Origin of the sequence: Microcella alkalica, from assembly GCF_014137945.1 — a bacterium.
In the GTDB taxonomy this organism is placed as follows: domain Bacteria; phylum Actinomycetota; class Actinomycetes; order Actinomycetales; family Microbacteriaceae; genus Microcella; species Microcella alkalica.
In genome coordinates this window covers 42128-62158 of the sequence record NZ_JACGWX010000009.1, presented here as the reverse complement: position 1 = coordinate 62158, position 20031 = coordinate 42128, and the positions used below count along the sequence as shown (strand labels likewise).

The 20031-nt window shown below is 68.8% G+C and carries 15 protein-coding genes; 7 read left to right on the top strand and 8 right to left on the bottom strand.

Going from position 1 to position 20031, the window contains the following annotated elements:
* The 6 genes from FHX53_RS12705 to manA all read right to left on the bottom strand — a co-directional run.
* A partial coding sequence (locus FHX53_RS12705; protein ID WP_246335721.1) for a DUF5719 family protein occupies positions 1-551 on the bottom strand: 551 nt, incomplete at its 3' end.
* Positions 544-3411, bottom strand: coding sequence for a glycosyltransferase (locus FHX53_RS12700; protein ID WP_182491734.1), 2868 nt, complete (start codon positions 3409-3411; stop codon positions 544-546). The genes FHX53_RS12705 and FHX53_RS12700, both read right to left, overlap by 8 nt.
* A gap of 112 nt (positions 3412-3523) precedes the next feature.
* Positions 3524-3838 (bottom strand): WhiB family transcriptional regulator, encoded by a 315-nt coding sequence (locus FHX53_RS12695; protein ID WP_182491733.1) that lies wholly within the window; start codon positions 3836-3838, stop codon positions 3524-3526.
* Between the two features lie 234 nt (positions 3839-4072).
* Positions 4073-5038, bottom strand: coding sequence for a UDP-glucose 4-epimerase GalE (gene galE / locus FHX53_RS12690; RefSeq protein WP_182491731.1), 966 nt, complete (start codon positions 5036-5038; stop codon positions 4073-4075).
* Positions 5039-5071: 33 nt separating this feature from the next.
* Complete coding sequence (locus FHX53_RS12685; RefSeq protein ID WP_182491729.1) at positions 5072-7333, bottom strand: serine hydrolase; 2262 nt, start codon at positions 7331-7333, stop codon at positions 5072-5074.
* A gap of 124 nt (positions 7334-7457) precedes the next feature.
* On the bottom strand, positions 7458-8588 hold the full coding sequence (manA, locus tag FHX53_RS12680; protein ID WP_182491727.1) for a mannose-6-phosphate isomerase, class I: 1131 nt from the start codon (positions 8586-8588) through the stop codon (positions 7458-7460).
* Between the two features lie 115 nt (positions 8589-8703).
* On the opposite strand from manA, the gene FHX53_RS12675 reads away from it, so the two are divergent.
* The 6 genes from FHX53_RS12675 to FHX53_RS12650 are packed head-to-tail and all read left to right on the top strand — an operon-like array spanning position 8704 to position 14483.
* Entirely contained in the window at positions 8704-9885 is a 1182-nt protein-coding gene (locus tag FHX53_RS12675) for an acyl-CoA dehydrogenase family protein (protein WP_182491725.1), read from the top strand.
* A gap of 56 nt (positions 9886-9941) precedes the next feature.
* Positions 9942-11234, top strand: coding sequence for an O-antigen ligase family protein (locus tag FHX53_RS12670; protein WP_182491724.1), 1293 nt, complete (start codon positions 9942-9944; stop codon positions 11232-11234).
* A complete protein-coding gene (locus FHX53_RS12665; RefSeq protein WP_182491723.1) occupies positions 11231-12505 on the top strand; it encodes an O-antigen ligase family protein in 1275 nt (424 codons plus the stop codon). Before FHX53_RS12670 ends, FHX53_RS12665 begins: the two co-directional genes overlap by 4 nt.
* Before the next feature lie 16 nt (positions 12506-12521).
* Positions 12522-13403, top strand: a complete 882-nt coding sequence (locus FHX53_RS13735) for a glycosyltransferase family 2 protein (protein WP_182491721.1) — start codon at positions 12522-12524, stop codon at positions 13401-13403.
* A complete protein-coding gene (locus FHX53_RS12655; RefSeq protein WP_182491719.1) occupies positions 13396-14127 on the top strand; it encodes a glycosyltransferase in 732 nt (243 codons plus the stop codon). The genes FHX53_RS13735 and FHX53_RS12655 overlap by 8 nt, the downstream gene beginning before the upstream one ends.
* Entirely contained in the window at positions 14124-14483 is a 360-nt protein-coding gene (locus FHX53_RS12650; protein WP_182491718.1) for a DUF2304 domain-containing protein, read from the top strand. Before FHX53_RS12655 ends, FHX53_RS12650 begins: the two co-directional genes overlap by 4 nt.
* Positions 14484-14486: 3 nt before the next feature.
* Here the strand turns inward: FHX53_RS12650 and FHX53_RS12645 are convergent, their stop codons facing one another.
* Positions 14487-15611, bottom strand: coding sequence for a hypothetical protein (locus FHX53_RS12645; protein WP_182491716.1), 1125 nt, complete (start codon positions 15609-15611; stop codon positions 14487-14489).
* Between the two features lie 230 nt (positions 15612-15841).
* Here FHX53_RS12645 and FHX53_RS12640 point away from each other — a divergent pair, with 230 nt between their 5' ends.
* Positions 15842-17344, top strand: a complete 1503-nt coding sequence (locus tag FHX53_RS12640) for a DUF2142 domain-containing protein (RefSeq protein WP_182491714.1) — start codon at positions 15842-15844, stop codon at positions 17342-17344.
* A 43-nt stretch (positions 17345-17387) separates the two neighbouring features.
* Here FHX53_RS12640 and FHX53_RS12635 read toward each other — a convergent pair whose 3' ends face one another.
* Positions 17388-19859 (bottom strand): glycosyltransferase, encoded by a 2472-nt coding sequence (locus FHX53_RS12635; protein ID WP_182491713.1) that lies wholly within the window; start codon positions 19857-19859, stop codon positions 17388-17390.
* Positions 19860-20031: the final 172 nt, after the last annotated feature.

The following is a 20031-nucleotide window of genomic DNA, read 5'->3' as shown; positions in this document are numbered from 1 at the left end:
AGCGGCCCGTCCGCGCCCCAGACCGAGAGGTCGACGGTCGCGGCGACCTCTCCGGGGTTGCTCAGCACGATCGTGCTCGATCGGCCGGTCGTCGTGCTCCCGCCGACGAGCCACGAGGTCGGTGCGGGAGGGAGGCACTCGGCGACGGCGAGGCCACGCAGCTCGGGCTCGTCGAGCTCCTGCCGCTCGGTCGCGGAGACGTCGTCGGCGGGCGCCTCGGCCGGGAGCTCGACGATCACCGCTCCCCCATCGACCGCGTCGCTCTCGCCGATCGCACGCTCGACGAGCCCCTCGCCCGCGCTGCGGCGGACGGGCTCGCCCACGGCGATGATCTCGGGCTCGGGCCCGCGCGAGAGCCCCAGGACGGGGCCGCCGCACACGAGCGACTGCGTCGCGCGCACCGGGGTGACCTCGACCGTCGTCGGCCGCGCCGTGATCACCGGCCCCGGCACGGCGAGCACTCCGACGACGAGCGCGGCGGCGGCGCCCGCGCCGAGCAGCGCGACGCCGACGTGGCGTCCGCGCGCCAGGAGCAGGAGCCGATCAGTCATCGTCGTCCTCGGGGTCGAACGTCGTGGCGGGGTCGTCGATCGTGCCGTCCTCCGCGCGCATCCGGCGGGGGCGCGGCCCCGTGGGCGCGGCGAGCAGCAGCGTCAGAGCGAGGATGCCGAGCTGGCCGACGAGGATCGGGAGCGCAGTCGCGGGGAGCGCCGCGATCGCGGCCGGGGTCTCGTCGGCGGCGACGACCCGCCACAGCCGGCCGGCATCCGTGTCCCCGACCGCGACGAGGAGCACGTTCGCGTCGAGGGCGGCGGAGACGTCGGCGGAGGCGACCGAGCCGGAAGGGTCGAGCGGGGCGTCGACACCGGTCGTGCGGGCGCGCTCGGCCAGTAGGACGAATCGCACGTCCTCCTGCTCGATGAGCGGGGCCACGTCGAGTCCGCTGCGCACGGCGAGGCTCGCGGCGAGCTCGGCGAGGCGCTCCTGCTCGGGGGTGGCGTCGGCATCGCTCGCGAGGCCGACCGTCGCGGGAAAGGTGCGGTGGACGACGAGAGAGTCGCCGGCTCCCCGCTCGATGCGCGCCGCGAGGCCGACGTCGACCGGCGTGAGAACGAGCGTGGCGATGCTCGCGTCGGCGACCGCGTCGGCCGCGACGATCGCCGGCAGGGTGCGGTCGGGTCCCGGTCCGACGCTCGCCGTGCCGAGGAGGAGCATCGCGAGGGCCGGGCTCGCGGCGAGCGCGCTCGCGAGCACGAGGACGAGTGCGGGAACGGCCGCGGCGCGGCGGAGACCGTCGAGGGCGACGCCCGCGGCGAGCGCGAGTCCGAGCCAGTAGAGGCCGAGGGCAGGGGCGGGGTCGACGCGCACCGCGACCCCCTCGGCCGTGACCACGGCGACCCCCGACACCAGGACGGCGAGGGCGAGGCCCGATGCGGCGGCGACGAGGGGGACGACAGCGCGCGACCCGCCGCGCAGCCCGAGGGCGAGGAGCGAGAGGGCCGCGAGCGGAGCGGCGAGAGCGGCGAGCACCGCCGCGACGACGAGGGGCGGCGCCTCGGCGGGCAGGAGCGCGGCGACCGGCCCCAGCGCGATCGAGAGGTCGGGCCAGCCGAGGAGCAGCCCGGTGGGAGCGATCCCCGCCGGCTGCGAGGGAAGGCCGGGGTCGGCGAGGAGGCCGAGCGGAGTGCCCCTCAGCACGTGCGCAACGGCGAGGGGCGCGAAGAGCGCCGCCGTCGGCACGACGAGGGTGAGCAGTCGAACGACCCGCCGCGGGTTGGCGGCCATCCAGGCCGCCCAGACCACCACGAGGGCGATGCCGAGAGAGGGGGCGGATGCGATGGTCACCGCCGCGAGGAGCCCCGCGACCGCGGTCGCGCTCCACGATCGCGGCGCGCGCGCGGCCGCGACGACGAGCCACGGCAGAGCCAGCAGTGCCACGAGGGCGGGGAGCCGCCCGTCGACGAGCGACACCGCGACCGCGGGCGCGAGCGCGTAGACGGAGGCGACCGCGGCCGCGGGGCCGCGCCGCTCGACGAGGTGAGCGGCGGCCCACCACGCGCCGAGCGCCGCGAGCGCCGGAGCCACGACCCACAGCGCGACGACCGCGAGCGATGGCTGCCAGACGGTCAGCGACCCGAGGGCCGCCAGGACGAAGGCGAAGGGGTCGGCGGGACCGTCGTCGGTCGCGAGGGTCGCCGCCCAGAGCGCGGGGACATCCGGCGCCAGGGGGCCGAGCGCGCCGCCCGCGAGGGCGGGCGCTGCGAGGAGTGAGGACATGAGGAGGCCGCCGGTGAGGGCGAAGCCCGCGACGACGAGGCCGCCTCCGGGGAAGAAGTCGGGTCGGGGGCGGGCCTGCGCCTCACCGGCGCCGAGGAGGGCGTCGCGGCCGATCGCCCGGCGGCGGCGCACCTCGTCCGGCGTCATGCGCAAGGCGTCGATCGCGGCCCATCCGACGGACCGCGACCGCGCGATGCGGCGGCGGGCAGTGGGGATGGCCGCGCCCGAGAACGCGATGGCGAACGCGGCGCCGAACTCGCCGAGCACGCGCGTCGGGCGCTTGCCGAGAAGGTGACCGAGCGAGCGGAGGAACGCAACGGGCACGAGGCTCAGCCAGTGCAGCGGCACGAGCGCCGCGGGCGCGTAGACGAGGCGGCGGTGCAGTTGAGCGGCGCGGCGCCAGCGGGCGACGGTGCGCGGGTGCACGCGCGGCCGCTGGAACTCGGCGATGGAGCCGTGGACGAACACGCGCGCGAGCGGGACGCCGACGACGCGGTGCCCGGCGAGCCGTGCGCGCACGCACAGGTCGAGCGCGGCGTCGATCGTCGGCAGGGCCGGGTCCATGCCGCCGAGGGCCTCCCAGACGCTGCGGCGCACGAGCAGACCTGCCTCGCCCATCGCGAGGACGTCCTGCAGGCGGTCGTGCTGGGCCTGGTCGAGCTCGCGCTCGGCGATCGCGATCGAGGCCCCTGTGCGCGTGAGCGTCTCGCCGAACTCGACGATGACGGTGGGGTGCGCGGCATCCATCTGCTTCGCGCCCGCGACGGCGACCGACGGCGCGATCTCGACTGCGCCGAGCAGTCGCTCGAGGGCCCGCGCGTCGGGGGTCGAGTCGTGGCGGAGGAGCCACAGCCATTCATCGACGCCGCCGTAGGGTGAGCTCGTCGTCTCTGGCTCGGGGAGCACGGCGACCGCGCGGGCGATGCCGTCGCCGAAGGTCGTCGACCTGAGTGCCGTGACCGCGTGGGTCGGAGCGAGGGACATGAGCGCGGCGGTGACCGTGGCATCCTCCGCGGCGTCGACGACGACGAAGCGGTCGGGCCGACGGGACTGCTCGGCGAGCGCCTCCAGCGTCTGCTGCAGCGCGTCGCCGCCCCGGCGGGCGACGAGCACCGCGGTCACTCGGGCTTGCATCGGCCCGAGCCTACGGCGGTCTGGAGCGGCCGGGCGCAGACACGCGCGGCGCCGTCGATGGCCGAGCGGGACACGCAGGGCCCCCGGAACCCGGGCTCAGGGATGAGCGGGCTCAGGCACGGCGGCGGAGCTTGCGACGCTCGCGCTCGGAGAGCCCGCCCCAGATGCCGAAGCGCTCGTCGTTCTGCAGCGCGTAGTCGAGGCACTCGCCGCGCACCTCGCACGTCGTGCAGATCTTCTTCGCGTCGCGCGTCGATCCGCCCTTCTCGGGGAAGAACGCCTCAGGGTCGGTCTGCGCGCACAGCGCGTCTGCCTGCCAGGCGAGCGTGTCGTCGTCGGTCGCGCGGACGCGGCGGACGCCGGGGACACCGAGACGGACGGGGTCGACGAACCAGTTCTCCGGAACCGTGTTGCGGTACTCGCTCATTCGTGACTCTCCTTCCCCCGGGTGGCTGCTCCCCTGCACCCTGCCGGGATGCCCCTAATTACACTCGTGTGATTCCCTCGCGTCAAGTCGCGAATGGTAAAAGGGTCGACCCCTGGTTCAGGGTTGCGACGCGCCGCCGAAACCGTTACGGAGCCGAAGTCGAAACCGACCTCGATGCCAGACCCCGTTCGGGCGTAAGCGGTTGCAGCGACGGCGTGCCGCCGGCCGGGAGCGTCAGAGCACGGATGCCCGGCGCGCCTCCCACGCCGACCGCACCATCTCCGCAAGCGAGTGCCGCATGCGCCAGTCGAGGTCGCGCGCGGCGAGGTCCCCGCTCGCCACGATGCGCGGCGGGTCACCGGGACGGCGGGGCCCGATCTCGGGGTCGAAGGCGAGGCCGGTCTCGGCGGCCATCGCATCCATGATCTGGCGCACGGAGACGCCCTCGCCGGAGCCCAGGTTGTACGCGCGCTCGAGCGGCTGCCCCGCGTCGAGCCGCCGCGCCGCCGCGACGTGCGCGAGGGCGAGGTCGGCGACGTGGATGTAGTCGCGCACGCACGTGCCGTCGGGCGTCGGGTAATCGATGCCGTTGATGCGCGGGGCGCGGCCCTCGATGAGCGCCTCGAACACGAGCGGGAACAGGTTGTGCGGGCTCGTGTCGTACACGGCCGGGTCGCCGGAGCCGACGACGTTGAAGTAGCGCAGGCTCGTGTGCCGCAGGCCCGCGGCGATCTCCTGGTCGGCGAGCAGCCACTCGCCGATGAGCTTCGACTCGCCGTACGGGCTCGCGGGGGCCTTCGGCGTGCCCTCCGTGACGAGGTCGACGTCGACCGCGCCGTAGACGGCGGCCGAGCTCGAGAACACGCAGCGGTCGACGCCGCGGCGCTGCATCGCCTCGAGGAGGGTGATCATGCCCGTGACGTTCTGCTCGTAGGTGTGCAGGGGGCGCTGCACGCTCACGCCCGCGTATTTGAAGCCCGCGACGTGGATGACGCCCGTGACGCCGTGGTCGACTACTGCGCGGTCGACCGCGACGGCGTCGAGGATGCTCGCCCGCACGAATGGGACCCCTCCGGGCACGAACCGCTCGTGCCCGCTCGAGAGGTCGTCGAGCACCACGGCCTCGAGCCGCGCGTCGAGGAGGGCGCGCACCACGTGCGCGCCGATGTATCCGGCGCCGCCGGTCACCAGCCAGGTCATGCGGTCAACGCTAGAGCCTTCCCGCGTCGATGCTCAGCGTGCGCTGCGTGGATACGCGATCGCGTCAAGGAGAGCCGACATCCGCACATAGACGTACCTTCCGTTGTAAACCACCTGGTACCAGGTCCGGGCGCTGGCGTAGACCTCAAGGCGCACTCCAGCCGGAATCGTTCCCAGAGGGGCACTCGTGCTGGCGTGACGGTAGAAGGTCGTGGGTGCCGCTGTCACGGCGTTCAGGCTGCTGTACGACGCAGCCGTGGCAATCGGGCCGTTGTAGTGCTCGTACACCACGCGGCCGATCGCTCGAACGCCGGCTGCCGTGGCCCCCCGGCTCCCGAGCACGGCGATCGCGTAGGTTCCGCCCACCGAGGACACGACCCCGGCGTCGGAGTGGAACCAGCCATCCGCCGTCCAGGCAGAGCCTGTCTTGTTTCCGACCGGCACGCCTGCAGCGACACCGGAGGGCAGCTTGGACCGCCAGTACTGCGTCTCGAGGAGCGCGATGAGATGCTCGCTCATAGCGGGGCTGAGCAGCTCTCCCCGATAGAGGCGGCTGAGCAGCAGTGCGAGATCGTCGGTGGTCGAGAGCTTCGCCGGGTAGTACGTGCCGCCACCGCTGCGACCGGCGTAGACCGTTCCTCGGTAGCCCTCCGCCCAGAACTGATCGTTCAGCGCCTGCTCCCCCACCAGCGCTACGAGATCCCAGTGGCAGTAGTTGTCGGATACCTGGATGATGACCCGGAGACAATCCTGGACCGTCACGCCAGATCGGGTCCTGGTGGCGAGGGTCAAACGCCCGAGATCGACGCGATCGAGCACGGCGTACGCCACGAACACCTTGATGACGCTGACCGGTTCCTGCATCGTTTCTCCACCGATGTCGACCGTGGACCGCGTTCCACCGAGATCTCGCACGCTCACGGAGTACTTGCCGCTCAGCCCACCGAGGGTGGCGGCCAAGACTGTCGAGAGGCCACCGGTGGGCAGCGGTGCGGCCGGTGCATACGAAATAGGAACCCGGAACGCATCGCCTTCAAATGTCCAGATATGCGCCGGATATACCGCTTTGACCTTGTCGATCTCCGCTGGATCCGAGCTGTAAAAGTGATTCCAGAAAGTTGGGCTCCAAAACTGAGCCATAACCTGGGTCTGAGCAAGTGCATCCTGTGTGCCGTACGCGTAGAACGCCACGCGCTCGTATTGCCATACGTCGACGGGATAGGCCGCAATGACGTGGTTCTTCTCGTCTTCGCTCGCCGTGTAGTAGTGCGCGTTGTGTACCTGGCTCCAAAACCGGTAGACCGGAATCGTTCCGGCCACTTGCGATTGGTAGGCGCCGAACTTGGCCCCTTCGTACTGCCACACCGACTTCGGATAATTCGCGATCACGGAATCCCGCTCCGCAACATCGAGGGTGTAGAAGTGCGACTGGAAAGTATCGCTCCAGAAGCGGTAGACCGCTGCAGCTTGATCCGACGCGACCTGGCCGCTCGGGGGCAGCGGTGCGGCCGGTGCATACGAAATAGGAACCCGGAACGCATCGCCTTCAAATGTCCAGATATGCGCCGGATATACCGCTTTGACCTTGTCGATCTCCGCTGGATCCGAGCTGTAAAAGTGATTCCAGAAAGTTGGGCTCCAAAACTGAGCCATAACCTGGGTCTGAGCAAGTGCATCCTGTGTGCCGTACGCGTAGAACGCCACGCGCTCGTATTGCCATACGTCGACGGGATAGGCCGCAATGACGTGGTTCTTCTCGTCTTCGCTCGCCGTGTAGTAGTGCGCGTTGTGTACCTGGCTCCAAAACCGGTAGACCGGAATCGTTCCGGCCACTTGCGATTGGTAGGCGCCGAACTTGGCCCCTTCGTACTGCCACACCGACTTCGGATAATTCGCGATCACGGAATCCCGCTCCGCAACATCGAGGGTGTAGAAGTGCGACTGGAAAGTATCGCTCCAGAAGCGATAAACGGCTACGGCTTCGGCAGAAGCAACTTGCGTAGACACGGCGTCCTCCGGCGACCCACCTTCGCCCGGCGGTGAGGTCGGGGGCGCTTCCTGCCTAGCGGGTTCCGGCTCCGCCGGAGGAGTCGGCGGGACGGTAGCAGACGCGGACTCCGTGGGCGAAGGCGGCTCGGCCTCGATAGTCGGCTCCGCGCTCGACTCCGCGCTCGACGTCGGTCCGACGCCCGATCCGGGCTCGGCGAGCGCCGCCGTTCCTGCCGACGCGGCGATGAGCGAAAGCGTGAGCACCGCGATGACGGCGGAGCGTGTTGTTGCGTGCAGATTCCCCATGACGATGTTCCCCCCGGTGACGTCTGAGCAAAAGGTAACTCACAAATCGAGCGCCGTGTGAGTGGTCGCGTCTAATGCCGTTCCGATGCCGTTCTGAGTTCGCGACGCGAAGACGTCGACCCGATCAGGCGATCGTCGCGATGACGACTCTGCCTTTGCCCGAGAGCCGCGGCGTGCCGGTGACGATGACGGCGGCCTCACCTCGCTCGAGCGTCTCGCCGTCGAGGTCGACCGCGCCCTCGAGGCATAGCGCGACAGCCAGCGGAGCCGTCTCGACGAGAAGCTCATTTCCGGGTGTCACCGCGACGTCGAGAAGGGCGAAGCCGACGGCATCGGGGCGGAATACGGCGACCGCGGGCGTCGGATGCTCGGGCTCGAGATACGGCGCGGGCATCGGCCGAGCATCCAGCACTCGAAGCAGCTCGGGAACGTCGATGTGCTTGGCCGTCAGCCCACCGCGGAGCACGTTGTCGCTCGCGGCCATGAGCTCGATGCCCACGCCCTCCAGGTAGGCGTGGATATTGCCCGCCGGCAGGTACAGGGCCTCACCGGGTCGCAGGAGCACCGTGTGCAGGAGGGTCGAGATGGCGATTCCCGGGTCTGCGGGGTGGTGATCGACGAGCATCCGCGCAGAACCGAGCCATGCGCCGCGCTCATCTCCGGCGACGCCGGACGCGTGCTCGCTGAGCGCCGTGATGACCTCGTCGACGCCGTCGCCTCTCTCCAGCAACCACCCGACGACCGACGCGAGCGACGAGTCGTCGACCAGACGCGTGAGCAGAGGAACGAGTCGCGAGTCGGCGAGGGACTCGAGGTCGGTGCGCGACTCCTCGACGGGGCGGAACCCGCACAGTGCGCGGAAGGGGTCGCTCAGGGCGAGCAGGAGCTCGGGTTTCGGGAATGGATCTTTGTAGTTTCGCTCCGGGGCATCGAGCGCGACTCCGAGCCGGTTCTCGCGAGCGAATCCCTCACGCGCCTGCTCGAGGGTCGGGTGGGCCTGCAGCGAGAGCGGTGCGGATGCTGCGAGCACCTTAAGCAGGAGCGGCATCCGGCCGCCAGGCGCGTGCGAGGCGGCCCACTGCGCGAGACCCTCCTCGGCGGCGCCCTCGACGATCCGCGCCGGCGAACCGGGGTGGGCGCCGAGCCAAAGCTCGGCCTCCGGGCCGCCGGAGGGCTCGGTGCCGAGCAGATCGGCGATCGCCGTCGTCGAGCCCCACGCGTAGGGGCGCGGGGTGTTGGTGATGCGGATGAGCATCCCGTCGTCTCTCTCTTGCAGGGTCGCGACAACGCGTCCGACGGAACCGCCGACGGCGTTGACTCTTCGACCCAACCACATCGACGCGGCGTGGTCTCGACCATAGCCTGACGGCATGACTGACTTCCCCACTCTCGCCAGCGACTTCCTCGGCTTCGAGGCCGACCTCGCCGACCACGAGCGCGAGGCGCTGGTGGCTCTCCGGCAGCACGCCGAGCGGAGCATCCGCCCCCTCGTGAACGACGCGTGGGATAAGGCGGAGTTCCCGCACGAGATCCTGCCGGGCCTGCACGAGCACCCGCTCTTCGGGCAGCTGTGGGATGAAACCCGAACGGGCGAGTACTCGGCCGTGTACGGCGGCTGGACGGCCCTCGAGCTCGCCCGGATCGACGCGAGCATCGCCACCTATGTCGGCGTGCAGAACGGCCTGGCCATGGGCTCGATCGGCGTCAACGGCTCGGCCGAGCAGAAGGCCGAGTGGCTGCCGAAGCTCGCGAGCGGCGAGATCATCGGCGCCTTCGGCCTCACTGAGCCGCTCTCCGGCAGCGATGCCGCACAGGGCCTGCGCACGACGGCGACGCCCGACGGCGACGGCTGGGTGCTCAACGGCTCCAAGCGCTGGATCGGCAACGCCACCTTCAGCGACATCACGATCATCTGGGCGAAGTCGACCGAGGACGGCCAGGTCAAGGGCTTCATCGTTCCGAACGCGACCCCGGGGTTCACGGCGACGAAGATCGAGCGCAAGCAGTCGCTGCGGATCGTCCAGAACGCCGACATCACGCTCGAGAACGTGCGGGTGGATGCTGCGCTCACGCTCGAGAAGGCGAACTCGTTCCGCGACGCCGCGGCGGTGCTGCGGCTCACGCGCGCCGACGTGGCATGGGCGGCCATCGGCACCGCGATCGGCGCCTACGAGGCGGCCGTCGCGTACACGAAGGAGCGCGTGCAGTTCGGCAAGACCATCGCGCACCACCAGCTCGTGCAGGACCTCCTGAGCCGCAGCCTCATGAACATCACCGCCTCGATCGCGATGTGCACGCGCGTCTCGCGCATGCAGGACGCCGGCACGCAGCGCGACGAGCACGCCTCGATGGCGAAGGCCTTCTGCACCACCGCGATGCGCGAGACCGTCGCGCTGTGCCGCGAGGCACTCGGCGGCAACGGCATCGTGCTCGACTACAACGTCGCGCGGTTCCACGCCGACGCCGAGGCGCTCTACAGCTACGAGGGCACGCGCGAGATGAACAGCCTCATCGTGGGCCGCGCGATCACGGGGGTCGGCGCGTTCGTGTGATCGACGCCGCCGGCGCCGGGCCGGGGCGCCGTGACCTCGCCGGTAGGCTGAGCGTCATGTCCTGGCTCCGCGAGCGCCGCGTCGCGCTCGCCGCCGTGACCCTCTTCGTCCTCCTCGCCGGCGACGCCGTGCGGTACCCGCTCACCTGGTACGGGTGGGGCGCCATCATCGCCGTCCTCGCCGTCTGCTGGATCGCCCTCGCCGTTCGCGCCCGCCTGTCGTGGCGCGGCGTGCCGATCGCGCTCGCGCTGTTCGTCGGCCTCGCGGTGCTGAGCATCGTGTGGTCGGCGTACCGGCTCGAGACGGCGATCGGCTCCGGACTGCTTGTGCTGACCGCGCTCGGCGGGGCCGTCATGGCCCGCACGCTCACGCTCGAGCAGGTGGTGCGCGCGCTCGGCGTCGCCCTGCGGTGGATAATCGGGCTCTCGCTCGTCTTCGAGCTCGCCGTCGCGACGGTCATCCGCCAGCCGGTCCTGCCGTGGTGGACCGACTACGAGGGCGAGATCCCTCTCGCGTTCTTCTGGTCGCGCAACGAGCTGTTCGAGGTGCTCGACGGCGGGAGGATCCAGGGCATCGTCGGCAACGCGAACCTCCTGGGCTTCGCCGCGCTCCTGGCGATCATCGTCTTCACGATCCAGCTCGTCGACCACCGGGTCGGCCAGGCGGCGGGCTACGGCTGGCTCGCCGCCGCCGCGCTGACGTTCGTCTGCGCGGGGTCGGCGACCATGATCGTCGCCGCGGCCGTCGTCGCGATCGTGCTGGTGCTGCTCGTCGTCGCGCGTCGCCTCGGGGCCAGGGCGCGCATCCGCCTGCTCCTCGTCAGCGCCGCCGCCGGAGTGACCGCACTCGCTCTCGTTGTCGTCTTCCGCGACGCCCTGCTCGAGCTGCTCGGCCGATCGGGAGACCTCACGAACCGCGTCGACATCTGGGCGGCCGTCACCGAGCTCGCGCTCGAGCGGCCATGGTTCGGCTGGGGCTGGGTGAGCTACTGGGCGCCGTGGGTCGAGCCGTTCGACGGGCTCGTGCTGATCAAGGGGGTCGAGTACCTGCAGGCCCACAACGCGTTGCTCGACGTCTGGCTGCAGCTCGGATTCGCGGGCGTCGCGGTCTTCTCGGTGCTGGTCGTCACGATGCTGCTCCGGGCCGTCTCGTGGGCGGTGGATGCTCCGCTCGGCGACATCGTCGACTCCCCCGCCCTGCGACTGCTGCCTGCCCTCATCGCCACCGTCCTGCTCGTGCAGAGCCTCGCCGAGTCGCGCATCCTCATCGAGGGCGGGCTTCTGCTGCTCGTCTGGCTCGCCGTCGCGAGCCGCACGCACGGTCGAGCCCTCTCGGGGATCGGGCGATGACCGACCGCGCCCGCTCGCTTCTCGACGCCGGGCGCTCGGCGCTCGCGTCGCCGCGCTTCACGCAGGCGCTCACCGAGGTCGCCATCGTCGTCGCGCTCTGCATGCACGCGGTGCGGGCGTTCCTCGGCTGGCCGGGAGCCCTCGCGGTGCTCGCGGGCCTGGTCGTGCTCGCGGCCCTGTCGCTCGCGGGCCAGCCGGAGCGCGTGGAATGGCGGGGCATCCTGCCCCTCTCGCTGCTCGCGCTCGTCGGGTTCATGGTCGCCAGCAGCTTCTGGAGCCAGTACCCGATCGCCACCTTCGGCAGCATGCCGTACATGCTCGCGTTCGCCTTCCTGGGGCTGTACATCGCGCTCGTGCGCGACACGATCCAGATCGTGCGCGGCGTGGGCAACGCTCTGCGCTTCGTGCTCGTGGTGTCGTTCGCGCTCGAGATCCTGTCGGGCATCATCATCGACACCCCGCTGCACTTCATCGGCATCACGGGCAACCTCGCAGTCGGCGGACCCGTCGAGGGCCTTGCGGGCACGCGCAACTACTTCGCCTTCCTCGGCGGCCTCGCCGCACTGAGCTTCTGGATCGAATACCGCACCCGCTCCGTGCCGCGCGGTCTCACGATCTTCTCACTCGTGCTCGCTGCGGGGACGATCGTCTTCGCCCGCTCCCCCGTGACCGGCGTCGTGCTCGCGGCCGTGCTCGCCGCCGGCCTCGTGCTCGTGCTGCTGCGCCGCCTTCCCGCGGAGCGGCGGCCGGCCGTGCAGAGCGTGCTGCTCATATCGGCGATCGTGGCGACGACGCTCGGCTGGCTCTTTCGCCAGCAGCTGCTCGCCCTGGCGGGCGCCACGGCGGATGTCACGATCCGCACGAGCGTCTGGGCCGACCTGGAGAAGTTCATCGGCCAGTACCCGGCGCAGGGCTGGGGGTGGCTCGGCGCCTGGCGTGAGGATCGCTACCCCTTCCTGGTGGTGCGCGACGCCGTCGGCCGGCAGCCCGAGTCGGCTCTCAACGCCTACGTGGATGCGACGCTGCAACTCGGATTCATCGGCCTCGGCCTCCTCCTGGTCGCGCTGGGTCTTGCCTTCGTGCGCGCGTGGCTCGTCGCGACGGAGCGTCGCTCGACGGTGCATGTCTGGCCGGCGCTCGTCCTCGTGCTGCTCGCGACGACGAGCATGACCGAGAGCTACCTGCTCGTCGAGGGAGGCTTCATGCTCTTCGTGATCGCGGCGCTCGTCGCGGCGCGCGAGCGCTCATGGCGAGGGCGGCTGCGCGGCTAGCGCCTAGTCTGGAGCGATGCCCCTCCACATCGTCATGCCCTTCTACGGCGATGAAGCGCTCTTCCGCGAATCCGTGCAAAGCGTCCTCGCTCAATCGAGCTCGGAGTGGACACTGACGGTGATCGACGACGCCCACCCCAATCGGCGCCCGGGCGAGTGGCTCGTCGGGCTTGCGCATCCCCGCATCCGGTACGTCCGCAACGAGAGCAATGGCGGGGTCTCGTCCTCATTCCGCCAGGCGGTCGAACTGGCTGAGGAGGCACTGCTCGCGATAATGGGGTGCGACGACCGACTTCGGCCTCAGTACGTGGAGAGGGCCCTGAGCCGGATGGCTTCGAGCGGCGCGACCTACTACCAGCCCGGCGTGCAGGTCATCGATGACCGAGGCCAGGCCTCGTCGCCGCTGGGGGATCGTGTGAAGCAATGGATGCGCCCGCGCCCCGGAATCGTGGGCGGCGAGGCCACGATGCGCAGCCTTCTTCGCGGCAACTGGACATATTTCCCCTCGATCGTCTGGCGAACGGATGCTGTGCGCGAGCATTCCTTCGACCCTCGCTTCGAAGTCGTGCTCGACCTTCATCTGCAGCTGCAGCTACTCGCGAGCGGCGGCTCGATGCTCGTCGACGACGAAGTGCTCTTCGAGTACCGCCGGCATGCACGTAGCGTCTCGTCGGTGACGGCGAAGGATGGCGCTCGCTTCGCCGAGGAACGCGCGCTCTTCGCAGAATGGGATGAACGCTGTCGCAGCCTGGGCTGGAGCCGCGCGGCACGAGCCGCGCGCTCCCACCTCACCTCACGCCTCAACGCTCTCACTCTGCTTCCGGGCGGAGCCTCAGATCGCGAGCTCCGTCGCCAGCTTCTTCATCACGTTCTCGGAAGGACGGCCGCCCGTGGATGACGTCAGCTCTGGCCGTCGCGTTCTCGTCATCATTCCGGCGTACAACGAATCCGAGTCGGTGGCGGACGTCATTGCAGAGGTCGCGCGCGAGGTTCCGACCGCTTCGTGCCTGGTCATCGACGACGGCTCGCGCGATGACACCGCTGCGGTCGCGCGAAGGGCCGGAGCCGGCGTGCTGCACCTGCCGATCAACCTCGGAGTGGGCGGCGCCATGAGGGCCGGATATCGCTTCGCGGCGGAGAACGGGTTCGACGTGGCGATTCAGATCGACGCGGACGGGCAGCATGACCCCGGACACGTCACCGACCTGCTGGAGGTGCTCGCCGACGCTGACATTGTCATCGGAGCCCGCTTCGCCGGCATCGGCGACTACGAGGTGCGCGGTCCGCGAAAGTGGGCCATGCGATTCCTGAGCTCTACGCTCAGTCACGCCACGCGAACGCGCCTCACCGACACGACCTCCGGCTTCAAGGCGTGCGGCCCTCGAGCGATCGCCCTCTTCGCTCGCGAGATGCCGGCTGAGTATCTAGGCGACACGATCGAGGCCCTCGTCATCGCGGCGAAGAACGGGCTGACAGTGCGACAGGTGCCGGTGGCCATGCGCGAGCGTTCCGCCGGCGTGCCCTCGCACAATCCCGTGAAGTCGGCCGTGTACCTGCTCCGCGCGGTATTCGCCCTCTTCTTCGCCTACGCGCGACCCACCTCGGGAGGAACGGACCGATGAGTCTGCTGAGCTACATCCTGAGCGTCGCGGCGGCGAGCGTCACGCTGCTGATCGTGATCGACATGCTGCGCCGCAATCGGCTGCGTGAGCGTCACGCGGGCTGGTGGCTCGTCGGCGGCGGCCTGGCTCTCGCCGTAAGCCTGTTCCCCCAGATCCTCGACGCGGTCGCTGACCTCATCGGCATCGACGTGCCGACCAACCTCGTGTTCTTCGTGAGCATCGCGCTGCTGGTCCTCGTCTGCATCCAGCACAGCGCCGAGCTGACCAAGGTCGAGAGCCAAGTGCGAACGCTGACCGAGGCGATCGCGCTGCTCGAAAAGCGCGTGCGCGACATGGAGCCCCAGGCTCGAGGCTGACGCTCAGGCTCGAGCGCGAAGCCCTGCCAGCACCGCCACCACGCCGACCACGGGTGCAATTGCAGACGCGACCGTGATCCGAGTCTCCACGTCGCCCGGCAGCACCGCGGCAAGAATGATCAGCGACAAAGCCGCCGCCCACCAGCCAGCGGCGTAGAACCGGCGACGCTCGCGAGCCAGCGCCCAGCATCCGACGACGATCAGTGCCGAGGTCGCACCTGAGGCGACGGCGATGCCGACGAGAACGAGAGTCGTCGGCACACCGATCGCGCCACCCACCGCGCGGACGATCGGCTCGCCGACGACCGCCAGTAGCAGTGCGCCCAGCCCTGTGACGGCGACGATCGCAAGGACGAGCATCCCGATCATTCGATTTGGCCGAGAGTGATCTCGCAGGTGGACGATCAGGAAGGACTGTAGCGCGAGGGCACCGACCACCAGCGGCGCACGGATCAGAATAAATGCGAACACGTAGCGGGAGACCACCGCCGGGTCTTCGCCCGGTGCGACGAGCGCGAACAGCATGGGAACGCCGTTGATGATGAAGGAAGAAGCCACGCCGCCCGCGACGACCACCGCTGCCGCCCGCGCCGCGGGGATCGCCGCCTTGTCCAGGATCAGCGATCGGTCGCGCAGGCTGACGGCGAGGAGGACGGCGGCGAGGACCGGGAACGGCGCGACCGCCGCCCAGATGGCGCCAGTGAGAGCGCCGCCCGCTTCGACCACGACGGTGATGAGGGCGATGCGAAGCAAGGGATCCGCGACAGTGGCGATCGCCACGGTTCTCCAGCGACGCGCGCCGTACTGCATGCCGAGAAGAACGGCGTAGAGACCGAAGAAGGCGAAGCCGACCCCGATTGCGACGGCGTGCTCAAACGGTTCCCCACGGAGAGCCGTGAATGCCAGGGCGACTGTGGACACCGCCGATACCAGCACAGAAGCGACGGACGCGGCTCCGATCGCTCGGGGAATGCGCTCTGCTCCGACGGAGGCGGGGAGCGCGGTGGGATTCGGGTCGAGGGAACGGGTCATGCGCGCGAACTCCTGCTGGGCGCCGGCGAGCGCCCCCACCCCGAAGTAGAGAGCTGACCAGAACACGCCGAAGGCCCCGTACTCGACGCCGAACATTCGAGCCGCGACGATCGTGATCGCGTACCCCAGGGCACCTGCGACCGCACTCGCGGCCGCGACCGTCGTGAAACCCGCAGAGGGGCTTCCGAAGCGGGGCATTGCACCATTGTGCCGCCTAGCGGCCCTTTGCCCGACTCGGGCGGGTCATAGACTCCAGAACGGCGTCCCGCCGATCGAGAGCTACGAGATGGAGTTACAGACCCGTGCACCGGCTTCTGACAACGTTCATGCTTTCCACTCTGGCGTATGTCGCTCTGGCCGCAACATGGGCGGTCGCTTCCCCCTTAGCCTCCGTTCCCGACGAACCCGCGCATATGATTCGAGCGGCGGCAGTAGTGAGAGCGCAAATAGTCACGGAGGCCTGGCCGAGCTTTCCCGCATGGGCCGGCGTCATCGTCCCGGAGTACATCGCCAACACGCCGCAGTTGACGTGCTTCGCTTTCCAACCGAGCGTGACGCCAGACTGCGCTCCGCCTGGCGCTGTCGCTGATGACCTCCGGTCCCCGACCTCGACGGGCACGTCGGCCGCGCTCAACAGTCCCTTGTTTTACTATCTCGTAGGCTGGCCCACCCTCTTCTTCACGGGCGAGTTGGCCTTGTACGCCATGAGGTTCGTCAACGCGCTGATGTTCGGTGCCCTCATGGGGCTGGCGATGACTCAACTGAGGAGGATGCGCCGAGCGCCGCGGTGGAGCATGGTGGCGTTCGTCGCCGCGACCACTCCAATGGCCTTGTACTTGGGAGGAAGCGTCAACCCCAATGGCGTGGAGGCGGCAGGCACGCTCGCGCTCTATCTCCTCGTACTCTCTTCGCTCCAGCAAGCACCTCGCGGGGTCTGGAGGACTTTCTCCCCGATCGTGATCGCTGCCACCGCGCTGCTCGTCGTGAACTCACGAAGCATCGGGTTTCTGTGGGTCGCCATCGTGATCCTCCTGGCAATCACGCAGACCGGGTGGCGACGGTTCTTCAACGCAATCCGCACTCGCTGGACGACCGTCACGCTTGCGCTGAGCGCCGTGATGGTGGTGGCATCACTCGCCTGGTTCACCGTGCTTCCCGAGTACGACCAGAGCGCGATTCTGGTCAATCCGACCTCACCGCGACTGGCTTTAATGAGCGCGGCATTCGGGGTGTTCGACGATGGCAAGGGGTTGATCGGCTTCTTTGGATGGCTTGACACGCCCGCTCCCGAGTTCAGCGCGCTCGCCTACGGGGCCGCCGGGCTCGGGTTCCTCCTCTTCTCCTCCGGCATGACACGTGGCGTAGACAGATGGATCCCGCTCGCGTTCGCGAGCGTGATCGTTATCGTCCCCGCAGCGGTGCAGACAATCGTCGCGGACGAACTGGGGTACATCTGGCAGGGCCGGTACCTGCTCGCCATGTACATGTGCTTTATCGTCGCGTCGGGACTGGCGCTTGATCAACAAGTCACACGGCGAGGTGCGGACGGTCTCGAATCGACGGATCGCATCGCGCGATACCTCATTTTCGGCCTGTGCGTCGCCCAGATCGTGGCCTTCCTCCACGTCATGAAGCGTTACGTGGTTGGCGAGGATGGCACATACGACCAGATGCTGACAGGCCCCGACTGGGTCCCTCCCGGCGGATGGATCCCGATTTCGGTTGCGTTCGCGATCATCGTTCTCGCCTGCGGGTATCTCGCCAACTCCGTATCGCGGCAGGCGAGGGGCGTCGTCGTCCGATCATCGGCAGAGCGAACCACCGATTGAACGGGCGGACTCGCGCGCCCCGTCGAACTTCGCCAGGCGACGGCTATCGCTTTCGAAGCCGGTTTCGGACTTTCCGCAGGACCGTCGAGGGCCCGCCGTTCTTCATGTAGAAGAGAACGAGCGAGATGTCGTGCCTGATCCCGGAGCGTTTCCGTCGGCGTCGTGGTCGACCCTCCATCGGACCGCCTGCAAGCACATCTCGATCGGCTGCGGGCCGCGGGGAAGACAGGAACGAGGTGAGCGGCGTGAGCACCGCCTCCCATTTATACTGCTCACGGACAAGCGCAATGTTGGCGCGAGCTAGCGCCGCGAATTCCTCATCAAAGAGCACTTTCTCGAGGGCGAGGGCGAGCGCGTCGACGTCCTCGGCGTCGACGGCCACTCCGAGCATCTCACGCTCCACGAGTTCGGCGAAGTGGTCGCCTCGCGTGACGACCATCGGCAGGCCCGCCCAGAGGTAGTCGAGGATGCGGGTGCGGAACGAATACGTGGTCTCGACATGGGCGTAGTGGGTGCTCACGCCCGCGTCTGCCTCGGTAAGGTAGTTCTGGCGATCGGCGAAGTCGACCCAGGATTCGTTGAAGTGAACGGCAGTGTCGAGCAACCCCAACTCCCGCGCAAGCTCCCGGGACTCTCGCACGATCGCCATCTCAGGCACGTGCGGATTCGGGTTCTTCGTGCCCTGAAAGTAAAGGTGCACGCCCCCGCCTCGACGCGCGCTCACCACCCCGACGGCGCGAATGAGCGTTCGTGGATCGAACCAGTTGTAAAGCCCTCCGCTCCACAGAAGGAGCTTGTCGCCTTTAGCGACGCCCGGGCGGACCCCCTTGACCACATCGTTCTCGTGGCGAGGTGGGGAATCGCTCAATCCGAAGGGCACGACATCGATGAGATCCCGCAGGTCAGGATCTCCGTCGTAGTTTTTAGGGTTGATCCGCCCGAGAGCGGCGAGCTGACCCAGGTAGAAATGACGCTGCCGCTCGGAGGCGCACACTATGAAATCCGCCCGGAGCAGCTGCTCGTTGAGAACGTCGGTCGCGTCGGACACCTGCTTCGTCCAAGCTTCTGCTCCGAGCTCGCGGCCCTGCTCCAACTGCTCGAGATGCATGGGGTCATAGATGTCCGCGACCAGAATCTTTTCGCTGCGCCGGAGCGAGTCGAAGATGGCGAGAGCGTGACCCTGGAAGACGATGACATCTGCCCACTTCTCCCACCTCGCAAAGGTCCGCTCGTCACCGGGGCGAACGTGAACGATGGCAAAGGGGGCGCTGATCGGCTCCGCGCCCGATAGAGTGACGAGCGTCACATCTGCAGTTCTGGCGAACGCCTCCGCCATATTCCACGCACGGATTGCGGGGCCGGCGAGCTTCGAGCCGATCGGGTCTCCCGTGATGACAAGTACACGAGCGGTCGGCGGCCGTTCCGACACATCGAACGCCGTCACGATGTTCTCGTACCCCCGCAGGTACTCCTCGTCCTGCAGCACCGGCGCATCGGCCATGCCGAACAGGCGCCAGATCGCGCCGTCGGAGACCCGGCGCCCGGCCTGGATTCTGTCACGCGATGCGCGGAGGCCCGGGAGGGCATCAACGAACTGGTCAATGGCGACGAGGGGCGCGGCCGCCATGCGGGGGATGTTCATCTGGGGTTCGTTGCCGCCCGGGGTGCGCAGATCGAACGACCCTGAGTCCACCGGGGCCCGAGTCATCCCACGACGCACGGCCAACATGAGCGCGGCCGGCAGGGCGCTCGCCAGTGTGTCGTCAGAGGAATTCTTGTACAGAGTCGCCAAAGCGTTCCGCTCCAGCAGCAGCGTCTCCTTGTGCGCACCGAAGCTCGCCATCGAAGCATGGTGCTTGTGGTAGGCAAGGGATTCTGGTTCATAAACAAACCGATAACCCAGCAGGTTCAGTCGCCAACCGAGATCCACGTCTTCGAAGAACATGAAGTACGACTCGTCGAAGCCGCCTAGCTCATCAAAGACGCTTCGTCGCACGAACATCGCCGAGCCGGTGCCGAAGAGCACGTCGCGAGACGAGTCGGCGAAACGTGGAACAGGATCACCGGTCATCGGCTTGTAACCCATGCCGTACCACGTGAGCGCAGCGCCGATGTAGTCCACCTTCTCGCCGTCCCAATCGAGAACACGGCTCGCGACGGCCCCGATGCGGGGAGACCGGGAGAACGCGGTCACGGCCGCTGCGATCCACCGGGCATCGGGGCGGGCGTCGTTATTGAGCAGGGCGATGAACTCCCCGGAGCTCGCGGCCACGCCGAGGTTGCAACCGCCCGCGAATCCGAGATTCGTCGACGACTCAATGAGCGTGACGTCGGGGTCGGCGGCGCGAATACGGGCCGCGCTGTCGTCTCCGGAAGCATTCTCGACCACGACGATCTCGAGCTTGCTGGCGGGCCAGTCGAGCGCTCGAAGGTGCTGGATGGCGGTGATCGTGTCGTCTACACCGCGGAAATTGACGATGACGACGGAGACGACTCCCGGCTTGTGCGTTGACATCGCATACCTCTTCTCATGCGGAACGGCCGCGGGCGAGCCTACCAAGGCACGTTATCCAAGTCGGTCGGCTCGCGACCTCACCTCCGACGGTAGCTTTCGAGCGCGACACCCCCGTCCGGGGTGGTGCGCACGGCTCAACGCCGTGCGATGCTGGAGGAGTCGGTCGAAGACG

Excerpts from the sequence above, each read along its gene's own strand:
- FHX53_RS12700 (WP_182491734.1), bottom strand. The coding sequence starts at position 3,411 with ATGCAAGCCCGAGTGACCGCGGTGCTCGTCGCCCGCCGGGGCGGCGAC.
- galE (WP_182491731.1), bottom strand. The coding sequence starts at position 5,038 with ATGACCTGGCTGGTGACCGGCGGCGCCGGATACATCGGCGCGCACGTG.
- FHX53_RS12650 (WP_182491718.1), top strand. The coding sequence starts at position 14,124 with ATGAGTCTGCTGAGCTACATCCTGAGCGTCGCGGCGGCGAGCGTCACG.
- FHX53_RS12665 (WP_182491723.1), top strand. The coding sequence starts at position 11,231 with ATGACCGACCGCGCCCGCTCGCTTCTCGACGCCGGGCGCTCGGCGCTC.
- FHX53_RS12695 (WP_182491733.1), bottom strand. The coding sequence starts at position 3,838 with ATGAGCGAGTACCGCAACACGGTTCCGGAGAACTGGTTCGTCGACCCC.
- FHX53_RS13735 (WP_182491721.1), top strand. The coding sequence starts at position 12,522 with ATGCCCCTCCACATCGTCATGCCCTTCTACGGCGATGAAGCGCTCTTC.
- manA (WP_182491727.1), bottom strand. The coding sequence starts at position 8,588 with ATGCTCATCCGCATCACCAACACCCCGCGCCCCTACGCGTGGGGCTCG.
- FHX53_RS12670 (WP_182491724.1), top strand. The coding sequence starts at position 9,942 with ATGTCCTGGCTCCGCGAGCGCCGCGTCGCGCTCGCCGCCGTGACCCTC.
- FHX53_RS12635 (WP_182491713.1), bottom strand. The coding sequence starts at position 19,859 with ATGTCAACGCACAAGCCGGGAGTCGTCTCCGTCGTCATCGTCAATTTC.
- FHX53_RS12685 (WP_182491729.1), bottom strand. The coding sequence starts at position 7,333 with ATGGGGAATCTGCACGCAACAACACGCTCCGCCGTCATCGCGGTGCTC.
- FHX53_RS12640 (WP_182491714.1), top strand. The coding sequence starts at position 15,842 with ATGCTTTCCACTCTGGCGTATGTCGCTCTGGCCGCAACATGGGCGGTC.
- FHX53_RS12675 (WP_182491725.1), top strand. The coding sequence starts at position 8,704 with ATGACTGACTTCCCCACTCTCGCCAGCGACTTCCTCGGCTTCGAGGCC.
- FHX53_RS12645 (WP_182491716.1), bottom strand. The coding sequence starts at position 15,611 with ATGTTCGGCGTCGAGTACGGGGCCTTCGGCGTGTTCTGGTCAGCTCTC.